The sequence below is a fragment of the Microbacterium sp. che218 genome (genome assembly GCF_040436305.1).
In the GTDB taxonomy this organism is placed as follows: Bacteria; Actinomycetota; Actinomycetes; order Actinomycetales; family Microbacteriaceae; genus Microbacterium; species Microbacterium algihabitans.
Window position 1 is genome coordinate 1,925,424 of sequence record NZ_AP031501.1, and the last position, 16,250, is coordinate 1,941,673.

Annotated in this window: 14 protein-coding genes; 9 read left to right on the top strand and 5 right to left on the bottom strand. The window is 70.8% G+C overall.

The genetic code is table 11. The annotated features are described in order from the left end of the window. Positions 1–47: 47 nt before the first annotated feature. The 4 genes from ABXS86_RS09035 to ABXS86_RS09050 all read left to right on the top strand — a co-directional run bounded on the left by ABXS86_RS09035 (position 48) and on the right by ABXS86_RS09050 (position 4,488). Positions 48–1,448 (top strand): MFS transporter, encoded by a 1,401-nt coding sequence (locus ABXS86_RS09035; RefSeq protein ID WP_353664196.1) that lies wholly within the window; start codon positions 48–50, stop codon positions 1,446–1,448. Positions 1,449–1,692: 244 nt separating this feature from the next. Next, on the top strand, positions 1,693–2,919 hold the full coding sequence (gene manD / locus ABXS86_RS09040) for a D-mannonate dehydratase ManD (RefSeq protein WP_353664197.1): 1,227 nt from the start codon (positions 1,693–1,695) through the stop codon (positions 2,917–2,919). Next, on the top strand, positions 2,909–3,559 hold the full coding sequence (locus ABXS86_RS09045) for a bifunctional 4-hydroxy-2-oxoglutarate aldolase/2-dehydro-3-deoxy-phosphogluconate aldolase (RefSeq protein ID WP_353664198.1): 651 nt from the start codon (positions 2,909–2,911) through the stop codon (positions 3,557–3,559). The genes manD and ABXS86_RS09045 overlap by 11 nt, the downstream gene beginning before the upstream one ends. Then, positions 3,556–4,488, top strand: a complete 933-nt coding sequence (locus ABXS86_RS09050; protein WP_353664199.1) for a sugar kinase — start codon at positions 3,556–3,558, stop codon at positions 4,486–4,488. The genes ABXS86_RS09045 and ABXS86_RS09050 overlap by 4 nt, the downstream gene beginning before the upstream one ends. Positions 4,489–4,608: 120 nt before the next feature. Here ABXS86_RS09050 and ABXS86_RS09055 read toward each other — a convergent pair whose 3' ends face one another. Further along, positions 4,609–4,965 (bottom strand): sterol carrier family protein, encoded by a 357-nt coding sequence (locus ABXS86_RS09055; RefSeq protein WP_144830284.1) that lies wholly within the window; start codon positions 4,963–4,965, stop codon positions 4,609–4,611. Positions 4,966–5,252: 287 nt separating this feature from the next. Here ABXS86_RS09055 and purD point away from each other — a divergent pair, with 287 nt between their 5' ends. Continuing rightward, positions 5,253–6,524, top strand: coding sequence for a phosphoribosylamine--glycine ligase (gene purD / locus ABXS86_RS09060; RefSeq protein WP_353664200.1), 1,272 nt, complete (start codon positions 5,253–5,255; stop codon positions 6,522–6,524). Positions 6,525–6,644: 120 nt separating this feature from the next. Here purD and ABXS86_RS09065 read toward each other — a convergent pair whose 3' ends face one another. Further along, complete coding sequence (locus ABXS86_RS09065) at positions 6,645–8,087, bottom strand: ice-binding family protein (RefSeq protein ID WP_353664201.1); 1,443 nt, start codon at positions 8,085–8,087, stop codon at positions 6,645–6,647. A 179-nt stretch (positions 8,088–8,266) separates the two neighbouring features. Here ABXS86_RS09065 and ABXS86_RS09070 point away from each other — a divergent pair, with 179 nt between their 5' ends. Together ABXS86_RS09070 and ABXS86_RS09075 are read left to right on the top strand one after the other, a co-directional pair. After that, complete coding sequence (locus tag ABXS86_RS09070; RefSeq protein ID WP_353664202.1) at positions 8,267–8,608, top strand: hypothetical protein; 342 nt, start codon at positions 8,267–8,269, stop codon at positions 8,606–8,608. Between the two features lie 9 nt (positions 8,609–8,617). Beyond that, positions 8,618–9,211, top strand: coding sequence for a class I SAM-dependent methyltransferase (locus ABXS86_RS09075; protein WP_353664203.1), 594 nt, complete (start codon positions 8,618–8,620; stop codon positions 9,209–9,211). Positions 9,212–9,603: 392 nt separating this feature from the next. Here ABXS86_RS09075 and ABXS86_RS09080 read toward each other — a convergent pair whose 3' ends face one another. The 3 genes from ABXS86_RS09080 to ABXS86_RS09090 all read right to left on the bottom strand — a co-directional run bounded on the left by ABXS86_RS09080 (position 9,604) and on the right by ABXS86_RS09090 (position 13,773). Beyond that, on the bottom strand, positions 9,604–11,166 hold the full coding sequence (locus ABXS86_RS09080; RefSeq protein WP_353664204.1) for an MFS transporter: 1,563 nt from the start codon (positions 11,164–11,166) through the stop codon (positions 9,604–9,606). Then, positions 11,163–11,786: a PadR family transcriptional regulator gene (locus tag ABXS86_RS09085; protein WP_353664205.1), complete on the bottom strand. Its 624-nt coding sequence runs from the start codon at positions 11,784–11,786 to the stop codon at positions 11,163–11,165. The genes ABXS86_RS09080 and ABXS86_RS09085 overlap by 4 nt, the downstream gene beginning before the upstream one ends. Positions 11,787–12,006: 220 nt before the next feature. After that, positions 12,007–13,773, bottom strand: coding sequence for a BCCT family transporter (locus ABXS86_RS09090; RefSeq protein ID WP_307208466.1), 1,767 nt, complete (start codon positions 13,771–13,773; stop codon positions 12,007–12,009). Positions 13,774–13,909: 136 nt separating this feature from the next. Between ABXS86_RS09090 and ABXS86_RS09095 the strand changes: the two genes are divergently transcribed. Both ABXS86_RS09095 and ABXS86_RS09100 read left to right on the top strand, forming a co-directional pair. Further along, positions 13,910–14,827 (top strand): phosphoribosylaminoimidazolesuccinocarboxamide synthase, encoded by a 918-nt coding sequence (locus tag ABXS86_RS09095; RefSeq protein WP_409988249.1) that lies wholly within the window; start codon positions 13,910–13,912, stop codon positions 14,825–14,827. 85 nt (positions 14,828–14,912) lie between these two features. Then, entirely contained in the window at positions 14,913–16,250 is a 1,338-nt protein-coding gene (locus ABXS86_RS09100) for a uracil-xanthine permease family protein (RefSeq protein ID WP_353664207.1), read from the top strand.

Sequence of the window (16,250 nt, forward strand, 5' to 3'; positions counted from 1 at the left end):
GACACCCCAGCGATTCCGCTACGCATCACCTACGAAGGAGTAATCCGATGAGCAGCTCATCCGCCCCCGGCGTCGACGCCTCGACGTCGCCGCCCGTCGCCACACGGTCCGTCGGCGACCTCGCCCGCGCCGCTGTCTCGGGCTGGCTCGGCACCGCCCTGGAATTCATGGACTTCCAGCTGTACTCGCTCGCCGCGGCCCTCGTGTTCAGCCAGATCTTCTTCGCCGGCGGCGACGCCGCGATGGCGGTCGTGCTCGCGATGGCGACCTACGGCGTGGGCTACGTCGCCCGCCCGGTCGGCGCCTTCTTCTTCGCCCGCATCGGCGACAAGATCGGCCGCAAGCAGGTGCTGTTCTACACGATCCTGCTCATGGGCGCGGCGACCACCCTCATCGGCGTGCTGCCCACCTACGAGCAGGTCGGCATCCTGGCCCCGATCCTCCTCGTGGTGCTGCGCCTCGCCCAGGGCTTCGGCGCCGGCGCCGAGATCTCGGGCGCGGGCGTCATGCTCGCCGAGTACGCCCCCGACAACCGCCGCGGCGTCGTCGCCTCGCTCGTCGCGCTCGGCACCAACTGCGGAACGCTGTTCGCCTCCGGCATCTGGGCGATCCTGCTCGCCGTGATGATGGAGAGCGACGTCATCGCCTGGGGCTGGCGCATCCCCTTCATCGGCAGCGCGATCATCATGCTCTTCGCCCTGTGGGTGCGCTTCAACCTCAAGGAGAGCCCGGTCTTCGAGGAGCGCACCGACGTCGTCGACGGCAAGGCGCTCTCGCGCGCCGAGCTGCACAAGGTCGCCACCGAGACCAACGACATCCGCACGCTCGAGTCGCTGCAGAAGAAGCCGCTCAAGGCCGTACTCGTGTCGTTCTTCCTGCGCTTCGGCCAGGCCGGCAACTCCGGCATCGTGCAGACGTACCTCATCTCGTTCATCACGATCACCCTCGCCATCTCGAAGGAGGTCGGTCCCGAGATCGTCATCGTCTCGTCGCTGATCGGCTTCCTCACCATCCCGCTCGTCGGCTTCCTCGGCGACAAGTTCGGCCGCCGCCGCATGTACATCGTCATGTCGGCGCTGTCGCTGCTGCTGATCGTGCCGGCGCTGCTGATGATCAACTCCCGCGATGTGGGCGCGATCTTCGTCGGCTACGCCCTGATCCACAACATCTCGGTGCTGGGCCTGGCGTCGATGGAGAACATCTCGATCCCCGAGATCTTCGGCGCCCGCAACCGCTACACCCTCACCGCCGTCGTCCGCGAGGTCGCCGCGATCGTCGCCACCGGTATCGGCCCCGTCGTCGCCGCGGCCTGGGTGGCCGCCGCCACCGGCAGCATCATCCCGATCATGGTGCTCATGGGCATCTTCACCGCGTCGGCCCTGGTCGCCGCGATCGTGGCCCCCGAGTGGACCGGTCGCGATCTGCGGGATCCTCGCCCCGCGATGTGATCCCGCGGGGGTTCGTCTTCGGGCGGCCCCGCACCCGGGCGGGTTCGTGACGGCGGACCCGCCCGGCATCCCTCCCCTGCGCGCGTCTTCCCGGGGCGCCCAACGTGGCCCCGGGTCCACGTTCGACGCCCCGGGGCCAGCTCCGACGCCCCCGCGTGTGCGGCGCTGCCCCATCCAGCGCCCCGGGGCCACGAATCGCGCCCCACTTCGACCCGCCACCTCCCCTCCGCCAGAAAGTCCGCATATGAGCATCGCCTCCGTCGACGTCATCGTCACGAGCCCCGGCCGCAACTTCGTCACCCTCAAGATCACCACGAGCGACGGCATCGTCGGATGGGGGGATGCCACCCTCAACGGCCGCGAGCTGTCTGTGGCGTCGTACCTCTCCGAACACCTCGCCTCGATGCTCATCGGCCGCGACGAGGACCGCATCGAAGACACCTGGCAGTACCTCTACCGCGGGGCGTACTGGCGCCGAGGACCGGTGACCATGGCCGCGATCGCCGCGGTCGACATGGCCCTGTGGGACATCAAGGCCAAGAAGGCCGGGATGCCGCTGTACCAGCTGCTCGGAGGCGCGAGCCGCGACGGCGTGCGCGTCTACGCCCACGCCTCGGGCACCGACGTCGAGGCCCTCTCGAACGCGATCACCGGATACCGCGAGCTCGGCTTCACCGCCGTGCGCGTGCAGACGGGCGTCCCCGGCCTCGGGCAGATCTACGGCGTCTCGGCCGCGGGCCCGGGCGTGCGGTACGACTACGAACCCGCGAAGCGCTCGGGCGACCGCCCCGCCGAAGAGACCTGGGACACGCGCCAGTACCTCAACCACATGCCCGGGGTCTTCTCGAAGATCCGCGAGGAGTTCGGCACCGCCCTGCGTATCCTGCACGACGGCCACCACCGCATGTCGCCCATCGAGGCCGCGCGCTTCGCGAAGGACGTCGAGCCCTACGACCTGTTCTGGCTCGAAGACGCCACTCCCGGCGAAGACCAGACGGCGCTGCGCCTCATCCGCCAGCACTCGACCACGCCGCTCGCGATCGGGGAGGTGTTCAACACCGTGTACGACTACCAGACGCTCATCACCGAGCGGCTGATCGACTACGTGCGCTCGGCCGTGACCCACACCGGTGGCATCACCGCGATGAAGAAGCTCCTCGACTTCGCCGCGATCTACGGCATCCGCTCCGGCATCCACGGTCCCACCGACATCTCGCCCGTCGGCATGGCGGCGGCCCTGCACCTCGATCTCGCGATCCACAACTTCGGCATCCAGGAGTACATGCCGCACAACGAGCAGACCCTCGAGGTGTTCCAGACCTCGTTCACCTTCGACAAGGGCTTCTTGCACCCGGGCGACCAGCCCGGCCTCGGCGTCGAGCTCGACGAAGAAGCCGCCGGCGCTTTCGAATACACGAAGGCGTACCTGCCCGTGAATCGCCTTCTCGATGGGACCGTCCATGACTGGTGAGCTTCCCTCCCGCACCGTCTCGTCGAAGCTCGTCGTCGTCGCCCGGGCATCAGCGGCGTCGGAGTACGCGCCCGTGCTGGCCTCGCTCGCCGAGGCGGGGGTGCAGAGCGTCGAGCTGACGCTCACCACGCCCGGCACCTTCGACGCCTTCGCCGACCTGCGCGCGTCGTTCGACGGCGACCTCGGCATCGGCACGGTCACGAACCTCGACCAGCTCGAGCGCGCGATCGCCGTCGGCGCCGACTACGTCGTCACCCCGATCACCTCGACCGCTCTGGTCGAGCACGCGGTCGCCGCGGGCATGCCGATCATCCCCGGTGGCCTCACCCCCACCGAGCTGTTCGCGTCGTGGTCGGCGGGCGCCTCGGCGGTGAAGGTGTTCCCGGCCGGTCAGGTCGGCCCCGGCTATCTGAAGGACCTGCGCGGACCGTTCCCCGACATCGCGGTCGTCCCCTCGGGAGGGGTGGATGCCGACAGCGCGGCCGCCTGGCTCGCGGCGGGCGCCGTGGCAGTCAGCGTCGGCGGTCCGCTGCTCGGCGATGCGTTCCGCGGCGGCGACCTGGGCGCGCTCCGCGAGCGGGCCGAGCGGTTCGTCGCGGTGTGCGCGGGGTCGGACCTGCTCGCGGGGCGGAGCGCGTGACCCGCGTCGTCACCCTCGGCGAGACGATGGCGCTCGCCCGCACGACCGAGGTCGGCTCGCTCCGGCACGTCGCGGGCCTCGCCCTCGGCATCGGGGGCGCCGAGACCAACGTCGCCGTGGGCCTGCGCCGCTTGGGCGTCGACGCCGCGTGGCTCGGCCGCGTCGGCGACGACCCGCTCGGCGAGCGCATCGCGCGGGAGCTGCGCGGAGAAGGACTCGACGTTCACGCGATCGTCGACGCCGAGGCGCCGACCGGCCTGATGCTCAAGGAGCGCCCCTCCGCGGCATCCACCGCCGTGCACTACTACCGCCGCGGTTCGGCGGGCTCGCGCCTTTCGCCCGACGACGTTCCGGCGGGATGGATCGAAGACGCCGACCTGTTGCACGTCACGGGCATCACGCCCCTGCTGTCCGACACCGCTCGCGCCGCCGTGCTCTCGGCCGTCGAGCGCGCCCGCGCGGCCGGCGTCGCGGTCAGCTTCGACGTGAACTACCGCTCCGCCCTGGCGTCCCCCGAGGTCGCGGGCCCGATCCTCCGCGAGATCGCGGCGCTGTCGACCCTCGTGTTCGGCGGGGTCGAGGAGTTCACCCTGATGAGCGCGGATGCCGCGGAGTCGCTCCTCGATTCCGGCGTGCAGCACGTCGTGGTCAAGCGCGGCCCGGGCGGGGCCGCCGCCTTCACGGCGACCGGCGCCACCGAGGCTCCGGGCTTCGTCATCGACCCGCTCGACACGGTCGGCGCGGGCGACGCGTTCGTCGCGGGCTACCTCAGCGCTTACCTCGAGCGCCTCGACGTGGCCGACACCCTCGTGCGGGCCAACGCCTGCGGCGCCATTGCCTGTCTCGTGCCCGGCGACTGGGAAGCCGCGCCCACGCGCCGCGACCTCGAGCGCTTCCTCGCCGGCGGCGGCGACCCGGTCCGGCGCTGACGCGGTCGCCCCGGCGCTGCCCCGACCACCGCTCGAGATCACGCGATCCTGCCCAGCTCGTCGGGGGGATCTCGAGCGGGTCGTGCACCCAGCGGAGAGCCGCGGATGCCGCGACCCGGGCTACGGCCGCAGCGGCAGCAGCGCGCTGATGTCGGCGCGCACGCCCGAGGCGACGATGCGGCCGGCGGTCACGGCATCCGCCCAATGCTCTTGGCCCGTCGCTACGGCGATCCACGTCGCGGCGTCGGTCTCGACCACGTTGGGCGGAGTGCCGCGCGTGTGCCGGGGGCCTTCGATCACCTGCACCGCGCCGAAGGGCGGCACGCGCATCTCGACCGAGTTGCCCGGGGCCTTCTCGACGAGCAGCTGCAGCAGGTAGCGCACGGCCGTGGCGGTCGCGGGGCGCGGGGCGTCTCCGGCGGCGACCGCGGCGAGCGCTGCGCGACCGTCTCCGGTCTCGATGCGGCGGGGAGGCATGGCATCCACGGTACCCGCGGAGCAGGAAGGGGTCTGCGTCTCGCGGCCCGCGCGAACCTCGGCGATTCGCACAACCTCCGTGGCATCCCACCGCCGCGGGCTGAGGTTGCGCAGATGACTGAGGGTGTGACGCCTCCCCCACGCCGACACCCGCGCACGAGCTCAGCGATTCGCACAACCTCCGTGGCATCCCACCGCCGCGGGCTGAGGTTACGCAGATCGCTGAGCGTGCGCGCCTTCCGCATCGCGGCGCGAAGGCACGGACCCGCGCTCGATAGGCTGACCGCGTGAGAATCCTGGTCCTCGGTTCGGGCGCGCGCGAGCACGCCATCATCCTCGCCCTGCGTTCGGAGGAGGCCTCGCACGCTATCTTCGCCGCCCCCGGCAACGCCGGGATCGCCCGCGAGGCTCACCTGGTCGACCTCGACCCGATGAACCCGACGGCCGTGCTCGAGTTCGCCAAGAGTGAAGCGATCGACCTCGTCGTCGTCGGCCCCGAGGCGCCCCTCGTCGCCGGCGTCGCCGACCCGCTGCGCGCGCACGGCATCCCCGTGTTCGGCCCGGGTAAGGCCGCCGCCCAGCTCGAGGGGTCGAAGACCTACGCGAAGCGCATCATGGATGCCGCGGGCGTGCCCAGCGGAGGAGCCGTGCGCGCGCACGACAGCGCCACCGTCGAAGCCGCCCTCGACCGGTTCGGCGCCCCCTACGTCGTCAAGGCCGACGGGCTGGCCGCGGGCAAGGGCGTCATCGTGACCTCCGACCGTGCCGCCGCCCTCGCCCACGCCGAGAGCTACCTGCCCAGCGGCGCCGTGCTGATCGAGGAGTTCCTCTCGGGCCCCGAGGTCTCGCTCTTCTTCCTCAGCGACGGCGACCACGTCGCCCCCCTCAGCCCCGCGCAGGACTTCAAGCGCCTCCGCGACGGCGACGAGGGGCCCAACACCGGCGGCATGGGCGCGTACTCTCCGCTGCCGTGGCTCGACGAGCGCTTCGGTGGCGAAGACGAGTTCGTCGCCCTCGTGACGCGCGAGATCGCCGAGCCCGTGATCCGGCAGATGGATGCCGAGGGCACCCCCTTCATCGGACTCCTCTACGCCGGGCTCATCCTGACCGAGCAGGGCGTGAAGGTCATCGAGTTCAACGCCCGTTTCGGCGACCCCGAGACGCAGGTCGTGCTGCCGCGTCTGATCGACCCCCTGTCCCGCCTTCTGCTGGCGGCGGCCTCGGGCACGCTCGAGGATCAGCCGCGTCCCGCTTTCGCCGAGGCGACCGCCGTGACGGTCGTGCTGGCGAGCGAGGGGTACCCCGAGGCGCCCCTCACCGGTCGCGTGCTGACCGGGATCGACGCGGCCGAAGAGGTCGACGGAGTGCACGTCGCTCACGCGGCCACGGCTCAACGTGACGGCGAGCTCGTCGCCACCGGCGGGCGAGTGCTGAGCGTGGTCGCGACCGGCACGACCTTCGCCGAGGCGCGCGAGGCGGCCTACGCGGGGCTCGAGCGCATCGGCCTCGAGGGCGGGCAGTTCCGCACCGACATCGCCGCGCGGGTCGCCCAAAGCTGAGCGCCCCCGCGGGGGACTCGCATCGCGGCCTTCGAGGGCGCGACCGACCCCGACGAGCGGTCGATCGCCGGCACGACGAAGACCCCCGACCGCAGGGGCCGGGGGTCTCGGTTCAGATGCTCAGGAGCGACGCGCTCGGCGACGGACGATGAACACGGTGGTCAGGCCGGCCACGAGAAGACCGACAGCGAGGGCCAGCGCGACGGTGGCGTCGGTACCGGTCACGGCGAGTCCACTCGGGCTGCTCGGGTTGTTCGGCTGCGACCAGGTGGGAGGCACCGACGGCGATGCCGAGGGGCTCACGCCGGGCTGAGACGGCGACGGCGAGGGGCTCGCACCCGGGCTAGACGGTGACGGGCTCGCACCCGGCGCAGACGGTGACGGGCTCGCACCCGGGTTGGACGGGGACGGGGACGGACCAGCACCAGGGTTAGACGGCGACGGGCTCGCACCCGGGTTGGACGGGGACGGCGACGGACCAGCACCCGGGCTCGACGGCGACGGCGAAGGGCTCGCACCCGGGTTGGACGGCGACGGCGAAGGGCTCGCACCCGGGCTGGACGGCGACGGCGAAGGGCTCGCACCCGGGCTGGACGGCGAAGGCGACGGACCAGCACCCGGGTTAGACGGGGACGGAGACGGGCTCGCGCCCGGGTTGGACGGCGACGGCGACGGACCAGCACCCGGGCTCGAGGGCGACGGCGAAGGGCTTGCACCCGGGCTCGAGGGCGACGGCGACGGGCTCGCACCCGGCTCAGACGGCGACGGCGAGGGGCTCGCACCCGGCTCAGACGGCGACGGGCTCGGCCCGGACGGCGTTCCGGGCGGAGGGCAGTCTTCGGCTGCGGAGATCGTGTTGGTGTCGAGCGTCACAGCCCCGTTCAGCGCGATGACTCGCCCCTCGACCTCAGCCGCGGTGGTCACGGTGACCGACTGGTCGGCGACAACGGTGCCCTGGAAGTCGGCCGCGGTTCCGAGGGTGGCCGAGCTGCCCACCTGCCAGAACACGTTGCACGCCGTCGCTCCGCCGGTGATGGCGATGCGGCTCGACGATCCGATGATCAGAGTGGATTCGGCTTGGAAGACCCAGACCGAGTCCTCGCCACCCGTGAGTGTCAGGGTGCCGGTGTCGGCCAGCGAGAGCGCCCCGCCCGAGTAGACGCCCGGTGAGAGCGACAGGGTGTTGAGCTCGGCGAGCCCGGTGCGGGTCGGTGTGAGCGAAGCCGCGGTGCCGTATGCCGTCAGCGCGTCGCGCTGCGCCTGCACGGCGACGGCGTCGGTCTGGTGCACCGTTCCGTTGACGACGCCGTTGGGCAGACCACCGAAGCCGGTGATCGATGTGCCGGGAGCGATGCCGAGGTCGCCGTTGACGACCGTGGGACCGGTGTTGGTGACGGCGCTGGCGCCCAACACGCCGTAGTCGATTGCCGTGCCGAGGTCGATGGGCCCGTCGGCGACGGTGGCGGCGGAAGCCTGGGAGATCAACCCGGCCCCCAGAAGTGCAGCGAGGCCGACGCCGGTGACGGCCAGAGTGAGAGGGCGGATGTTGCGGGACGTGGCCATGGAGGCCCCTGTCTGATGACGAAGAGGCATAAGCGAACGTCGACGACGCATGATCTCCGGTTCTCGAAGTATGTGGCACTCAGCTGGTCCATAGGATTATTCGGAGCTATTGGCGACCAACTGCCAGGTTCACCGATTCTGCGTGCGTCGTCGGCGCGTGCGCCGCTAACGTGTGGGCCATGGTCGACAGGGACGCCATGGAACGCGGTCGAGCGATCTTCGACCCGATCGCCGAGCGCGAATGCGCGTTGCCCGGCGTCGACATCGGGCGGATGTTCGGCACCGAAGGACTCCGCATCCGCGCCAAGGTCTACGCCTTCGTCGTCCACAACGGCTCGTTGGTGGTGAAGCTGCCCGAGAAGCGGGTCGGCGACCTCGCCGCCGCGGGCGACGCCGAGCCGATGGTCATGCGGGGGCGACCGATGCGCGAGTGGGCCGAGGTGACGATCACGGCTGGACCCGACCGATGGGCCGCCCTGATCGCCGAGGCCCGCGGCTTCGTCGACGAGATCACGCCATAGCCTCGACCGATGAGTTCGACCGCGTACGACGCCCGGGCCGACGAGTACATCGCCGCCCTCGGGTCGATGGATGCCGTGCACCCCGTCGACCGCCGCATCGTCGACATGTGGGCCCGGGCGGTGGAGGGACCGGTCCTCGACGCCGGCTGCGGCCCGGGGCACTGGACCGCGCACCTCGGCGGACTCGGCCTCGACGTGCGGGGCGTCGACCTCGCGCCGCGGTTCGTGGCGCACGCGCGGGCGGCGCATCCCCGCATCCGGTTCGATCTGGGCAGCATCGACGCCCTCGAGATTCCGGATGCCGCTCTGGCCGGCGTCGTGTCGTGGTTCTCGACCATCCACCATGCGCCGGCCGACATCGGCACCCCGCTGCGCGAGTTCGCGCGGGTCCTGCGGCCGGGCGGCACGCTGTTGCTCGGCTTCTTCGTCGGCGCGACTCTCGAGCCGTTCGCTCACGCCGTCGCTCCCGCGTGGCGCTGGCCGGACGAGGCTCTCGCCGACCGCCTCGATGCGGCCGGGTTCGACGTGACCGAGACGCACACGCGCTCGACCCGCGGCGAGCGCCCCGTCGGCGCGATCGCCTGCGAGCGGCGGACCGCGTGAGCAGTCCCCGCTGACAGCCTGCGCCGGCGGAGGAGTTTCGGGGAGCGGAGGACCGCCGCCGCGGCATCCGTCCTCCCCTCGCCGAATCCCCTCCGCAGCGCCCCGCGCGCTCGACGAACGTGCTCGGCCCGCGCTCACCCGAGCGCCGGGGACGGATTTCGCGATCGGATCACGAAGCCGGCGTGACGAAACTGCCCGTCACCCCGTCTTATTCATGTGCCGCCTTTGCGGACTCCGAGACCGCCCGGCCGACGCGCCCCCAATTTCCGCGTCGGCCGGGTGCCGCGACGCGAATCTCCTCCCCCGCGGCCGCGAGCGCCACGCCCGACGTCCCATACACGCGAAACGCCGCCGCCCCCTGACCAGGGAACGACGGCGTTCGACCGTGCGGGTTACTCCCCCGCGGCCGCCGGGGCGGCCTGGGCCGCCTGCTGCGCGGGTGCCGCATCGCGCGGGGCGCCATGCGGGCGGATCACCGAGGGGCGCTTCATGAACAGCACCGCGACGAGACCGACGGCGATGACGCAGATCGGCAGGATCAGCGACTCGCCCATGGCCGTCGAGAAGCCCGCGACCACCTGCGGCGGCAGCGCACCCGAGCCGAAGCTCGCCGACGCGTCGGCGGCACCGGGCAGGTTCGCTTCGAGGCGCGCCTGCATGAACGCGGCGATGGATGCCGAGCCGATGACCGATCCGACGGTGCGGGTGGTGTTGTAGATGCCGGCACCGGCGCCCGCCTGACGCGGCGGCAGGTTGCGCGTCGCGGTGGTGGCGAGCGGGCCCCACATTCCGGCGTTGCCGACGCCCATGAGGACTGAGGGGATGAGGAACGCCCAGATCGGCGCGTCGTTGAGGATGAGCGCGAGGTAGATGCCGAGCGATCCGCCCACGAGCAGCAAGCCCGGGACGAGCAGGAAGCGCGGGTCGGTGCGGTCGAGGAGCTTGCCCGCGAAGGGTGCCAGCACCCCCGAGATGATCGCGAGCGGGATGAGCAGCAGCGCCGACTCGGTGGGGGTCAGACCCCGCGCGAGCTGCAGGTAGAACATCTGCGGCAGCGCCATGCTCGTCACGGTGAAGCCGACCGTCGCGATCGCGAGGTTGGCGACCGAGAAGTTGCGCTCGCGGAACAGGTCGAGGGGCACGAGAGGCTCGCCCTTGCTGCGCGCCTGCGTCCAGATGAACACGCCCATCACGACGACACCGGCGGCGACCATGACCCAGATCCACGTCGCCCAGGAGTAGTGCTCGCCCTCCTGCAGGCCGAAGACGATGAGGAAGAGGCCCACGGCGCTCAGGATCACCCCGAGGATGTCGAACTTGTGAGCGGTCTTCGGCAGCTGCGGCACGAGGATCACCGCGGCGATGAAGCCGATGATGCCGACGGGGATGTTGATGAAGAAGATCCACTCCCACCCGAGGCCGTCGACGAGCAGGCCGCCGGCCAGGGGGCCGACGAGGGTCGCGACACCGGCGGTGGCACCCCACAGGCCCATGGCCGCACCGCGGTTCTGCGGCGGGAAGGTGCGGGTGATGACGGCCATGGTCTGCGGCGTCATGAGCGCGGCGCCGAGGCCCTGCACGGCGCGGGCGACGATGAGCATCTCGAGCGAGGGGGCGAGTCCGCACGCGAGCGAGGCGATCGTGAAGATCGCGAGACCCGTGAGGTAGACGTTCTTGGGCCCGAAGCGGTCGCCGAGGCGCCCGGTGATCAGCAGGGGGACCGCGTAGGTGAGCAGGTAGGCGCTGGTGACCCACACGACGTTGTCGAGGTTGTTGGTGTTCGGGTCGAGCGCCGCCTTGATGGCGGGGTTCGCCACCGAGACGATCGTGGTGTCGACCAGGATCATGAAGAACCCGATGACCAGGGCCCAGAGGGCCGGCCAGGGGCTGCGTTCGGTGGTCTTGTGCGACCCGGTGCGGGTGGAGGCCGCGGAGGCGGCGCGGGAGTCGGTCATGGGGTGGTCTCCTTTGAGACGCGGTGCTTCTTCTTGATGTGTTCGGGGATTTCGGCGATGCCCCAGGCGAGGGAGCGATCGGCGAGGCGCGCACGCAGAGAGTCCTGCCACGCGAGTTCGGCGTCGAGCAGAGCGGACTGCCGCTGCAGCTCGACGAGAAATTGTTCGGGGGTCTCGCGCTCGGCCGCGTTCGCGAGTCCGGCGCGGTGCTCGTCGAGAGAGTCGAGGAGCAGGGCGCGGCGGGCATCCAGCAGGTCGACCACCTCGGCGCGGTCCAGATTGTGGGCCTCCGACAGGGCGACGCGGAAGTCGCTCGGGCGATCGATCTGGGGCAGCTCGGCGCGCACCCACTCTTCGACGGCCCGATGGCCGGCATCCCGGATCGTGTACGTGGTGCGTTCGGGGCGGTTGCCGTCGCGGTCGACGCCCACCTCGGCCAGCAGACCGTCCCTCTCGAGGCGCGCGACCGTGTGGTAGATCGTGCCCTTCTGCAGGGGCACGAGGCGATCGTCGCGACGCTCCTTGAGCAGCCGGACGAGCTCGTAGGTGTGCATGTCGCCTTCGCGCAGTGTCGCCAGGATCATCACGGCGACCGGGGTGAGACGGCTGGGCTCCGGCATCCGTCCTCCTCATGGTCCGTTTCGACTAGTCCACGTGGACTATACGCCTTCTCGGCGCTCGGGGCGAACTCGCGCGGGTGAACATCGCGTATCGCACCGCCGCCGCCGCGCACAGTCAACGCCCGGGTGGTCGTCGGGACGGAGGGCTTGCGCCCGACGCGGAACACGCCGCGCCCGGTGCGGACGCGGCGTGTTCGGAGAGCGTTCCGGATGCCGGGGCTCAGGCCGACGGCGAGTCGCCCGAGACCGTCTCGGGAGCCTTCTCCGCCTCCGCTCGAGCCTCTTCGCGCGCCTCGGCCTGCGCCGCGACCGCCCGTCGGTGGCGCCAGCGGGTGGGGATGCCGAAGATCCCGCGCTGGTTGGGCTCCTCGACCTCGAGTCCGTAGTGCTCGCCGATCGAATCGCGCAGCTGCGCTCGCTCGGCCTTGTCGTAGGCCTTCATCTCGCGCCGGAACGCCACGACGGTGGCCCAGCAGATCGCGAGCAGCACGACGCTGAACGGCAGGGCGATGCTGATCGCCGCGGTCTGCAGGGCCTGAAGTCCACCCGCCAGCAGCAGGGCGAAAGCGATGAGCGAGGTCGCGAGCGTGAAGAAGACGCGCACCCACCGCTTGGGCTCCTCTTCGCCGCCGGTGGCGATCATGCCCATGACCAGAGCGCCGGAGTCAGCCGAGGTGACGAAGAAGATACCGATGAGGATCAGGAAGCCCACCGAGATCACGACCGACCCGGGCACGCTCTGCAGCATCTGGAACAGCGCCGTCGAGACATTGACCGCCCCGTCGGCGCCGACGAGTTGCACCGTGCCGGTCAGCTCGCCGTAGATGGCCGTGCCTCCCAGCACCGTGAACCACAGGATGCCGACGAGCGTGGGCACGAGGATCACGCCGACGACGAACTCGCGCACGGTGCGACCGCGCGAGATGCGCGCGATGAAGATGCCGACGAAGGGGGCCCACGAGATCCACCAGCCCCAGTAGAACGCGGTCCACGTGCCCTGCCAGGCGACGCCCTCTTCACCGGAGTAGGCGCTGGTCGTGAACGACAGGCTGACGAAGTTCTGGATGTAGTTGCCGATCGACTGCACGACGTCGCGGAGCAGGAACTCGGTGGGGCCGACGAACAGAAGGAACAGCATGAGCAGTCCCGCGAGCACGAGGTTGATGTTCGACAGCCACTTCATGCCCTTGCCCACGCCCGACAGCACCGAGAACAGCACGAAGCCGGTGATGATGCCGACGATGATCGCCTGGCTGATCACCGACGGCGAGACGACGCCCAGGTAGTCGAGGCCCGCGCTGATCTGGATGACACCGAGGCCGAGCGAGGTGGCCACGCCGAAGAGCGTGCCGACGAGCGCCGCGACGTCGATCGCGTTGCCCCAGCCGCCCTGCACGAGGCGCGCGCCCAGGATCGGCTCGAGCGCCCAGCGGATGGTGCGCGGGCGACGACGGCGGTGGAACGCGTAGGCGAGGGCGAGACCGAGCACGACGTAGATCGACCACGCGTGCACGCCCCAGTGCAGGAACGTCTGCGACATCGCCTGCTGAGCGAGCTGGTTGGGAGTGCCCTCCACGCCGGGCCGCGGCTCGATGAAGTGGCTGAGGGGCTCGCTCACGCCGTAGAAGACGAGACCGATGCCCATGCCCGCGGCGAACAGCAGCGAGAACCACGACATCGTCGAGAACTCGGGCTCGTCGTCGTCCTGACCGAGCTTGATGTTGCCGAAGCGGCTGAAGCCCATCGCGAGGGCGAAGACGACGAAGAACGCGGCGATCAGCACGTAGTACCAGTTGAACGCCGAGACGATGAAGGTCTGCACGGCGCCGAAGGTGGCTTCGGCGGCGGTCGGGAAGAGCATCGCGAACGCGATGAAGGCGAGTGCGATGGCGGCGGCGGGCCAGAAGACCCAGCCGCGGATGGTGGAGTGCCTACTCCCCGCGTGGGGGTCGATGGCTACCGAGTTTCGGGGGGCGTCATCGGTCATTCCTCCGAGGGTAGTCAAGGGGTTCGCCGCACTCGGGGGGCAGGCGTCGCCGCACGCGTTGTGACAGAATCAGCCTTCCGCGCCGTCGTGGGCGGCGGGTCGCACCCGCGATAATGAGCGGGTGACCACCGCTCCCCTGCTCGAGATCCCCGGCTGGCGCCACGTCTATTCCGGCAAGGTGCGCGACCTCTACGTCCCCGCCGACACCGCCGCAGACGCCACCCCCGCGCACCTCCTCGTCGTGGCGAGCGACCGCGTGAGCGCGTTCGACCACGTGCTCTCCCCCGGCATCCCGGGCAAGGGCGAACTGCTGACCACGCTGAGCCTGTGGTGGTTCGACCAGCTCGCCGGAGCCGACGGCGGTCGGGCGATCCCGAACCATCTGGCGGCCGATCACGCGCTGCGGGGCGACGACCCGGTGTCGTTGATCCCGGATGCCGTGCGGGGGCGCGCGATGCTCGTCCGCTCGCTCGACATGCAGCCGATCGAGTGCGTCGTGCGCGGCTATCTCACCGGCTCGGGTTGGGCCGAGTATCAGGCGGAGGGCACGGTGTGCGGCATCCGTCTGCCCGAGGGCCTGAATGACGGCGACCGCCTCCCCGAGCCCCTCTACACGCCCGCCTTCAAGGCGCCGATGGGCGAGCACGACGAGAACATCACCTTCGAGCGTTCGGTCGAGCTCGTCGGTGCCGAGACCGCCGCCGCCTTGCGCGACCTCTCGCTCGAGATCTACCGCCGCGCCGCCGCGACCGCCGAAGCGCACGGCCTGATCCTGGCCGACACCAAGTTCGAGTTCGGCTTCGACGCCGAGGGCGTGCTGACCCTCGCCGACGAGGTGCTCACCTCCGACTCCTCGCGCTACTGGGACGCCGAGGCCTGGCGCACCGGATCCACCCCCGCCGAGCGGATGGCGAGCTTCGACAAGCAGATCGTGCGTAACTGGCTGACACAGAACTGGGACAAGCAGGGCGAGCCGCCCCTCCTTCCCGACGAGATCGTCGAGCGCACGCGCGAGCGCTACGCGACGCTGCTCGGCCTGCTCACCGGCGCCTGACCCGCGCCCGCGGAGGCTTCGACAGCCTCACCGCAACCGCAACCGGTCCCTGAGCTTGTCGAAGGGCCCCCTCTCAAGGAGACACATGTTCCGCTGGAAGCTGCACGGCAACGGCCGCACGGTCGAGCCCGGGGCCGTCGTCGCCCCCGGCGAGCGCCTGAACTGGGGCGCGACGATCGCGATCGGCCTCCAGCACGTCATCGCGATGTTCGGCGCGACCTTCCTCGTGCCCGTGCTCACCGGCTTCCCGGTGTCGACGACGCTGCTGTTCTCGGGCGTGGGCACCCTGCTGTTCCTGCTCGTGACGAAGAACCGCCTCCCCAGCTACCTGGGGTCGTCGTTCGCGTTCATCGCGCCGATCACCGCCGCCACGACCATGGCCGGCACGGGCTCGGCGCTCGCGGGCATCGTCGCCGTGGGTGTGCTTCTCGCCGTCATCGGCGTCATCGTGCAGTTCGCCGGCCTCGGCTGGGTCGACAAGGTCATGCCGCCGGTGGTCGCTGGCGCGATCGTCGCCCTGATCGGCTTCAACCTGGCGCCCGTCGCGTGGTCGAACTTCCAGCTCCAGCCCCTGCCGGGCACGATCACCCTGGTCGCGGTGATCCTGTTCAGCGTGCTGTTCCGCGGCTTCCTCGGGCGCATCTCGATCTTCCTCGGCGTGATCGTGGGCTACGTCGCGACCGTGATCATCCAGGCCGTCTCGGGTGAGATGCTCATCGACTTCGACGCCGTCGCCCAGGCGCCCTGGGTGGGCCTGCCGACCTTCCAGTTCGCCGACTTCACGAAGCCCGCCACCTGGTCGGTCATCGCGATGTTCCTCCCCGTCGTGCTGGTGCTCGTGGCCGAGAACGTCGGTCACGTGCGGGGTGTGGCGGCGATGACGGATGCCACGGCCAACCGCTCCACCGGTCGCGCCCTCATCGCCGACGGTGTCGCCACGACGCTCGCGGGAACCTTCGGCGGCTCGGGAACCACCACCTACGGCGAGAACATCGGCGTCATGGCCGCGACCCGCGTGTACTCGACCGCGGTGTACTGGGTCGCCGGTCTCACCGCGATCGTGCTGAGCCTCTCGCCCAAGGTCGGTGCGGTGTTCAACACCATCCCGCCGGGCGTGCTCGGCGGCGTCACGACCGCGCTGTACGGCCTGATCGGCATCATCGGCATCAAGATCTGGGTCGACAACCGCGTCGACTTCTCGCGCCCGGTCAACCAGTACACCGGCGCCGTCGCGCTGGTGCTCGCGATCGCCGGGTTCACGATGAAGTGGGGTGACTTCCAGCTCGGTGCCATCGTGCTCGGCTCGGTCGCGGCGCTGCTGATCTACCACCTCGGCAACGCGATCGCCCGCGCCCGCAAGACCGGCGCCGACGACGGCGGGCCGATCCCCGCGGTCGGCCCTCTGGGCGGCGACCCGAGCTGA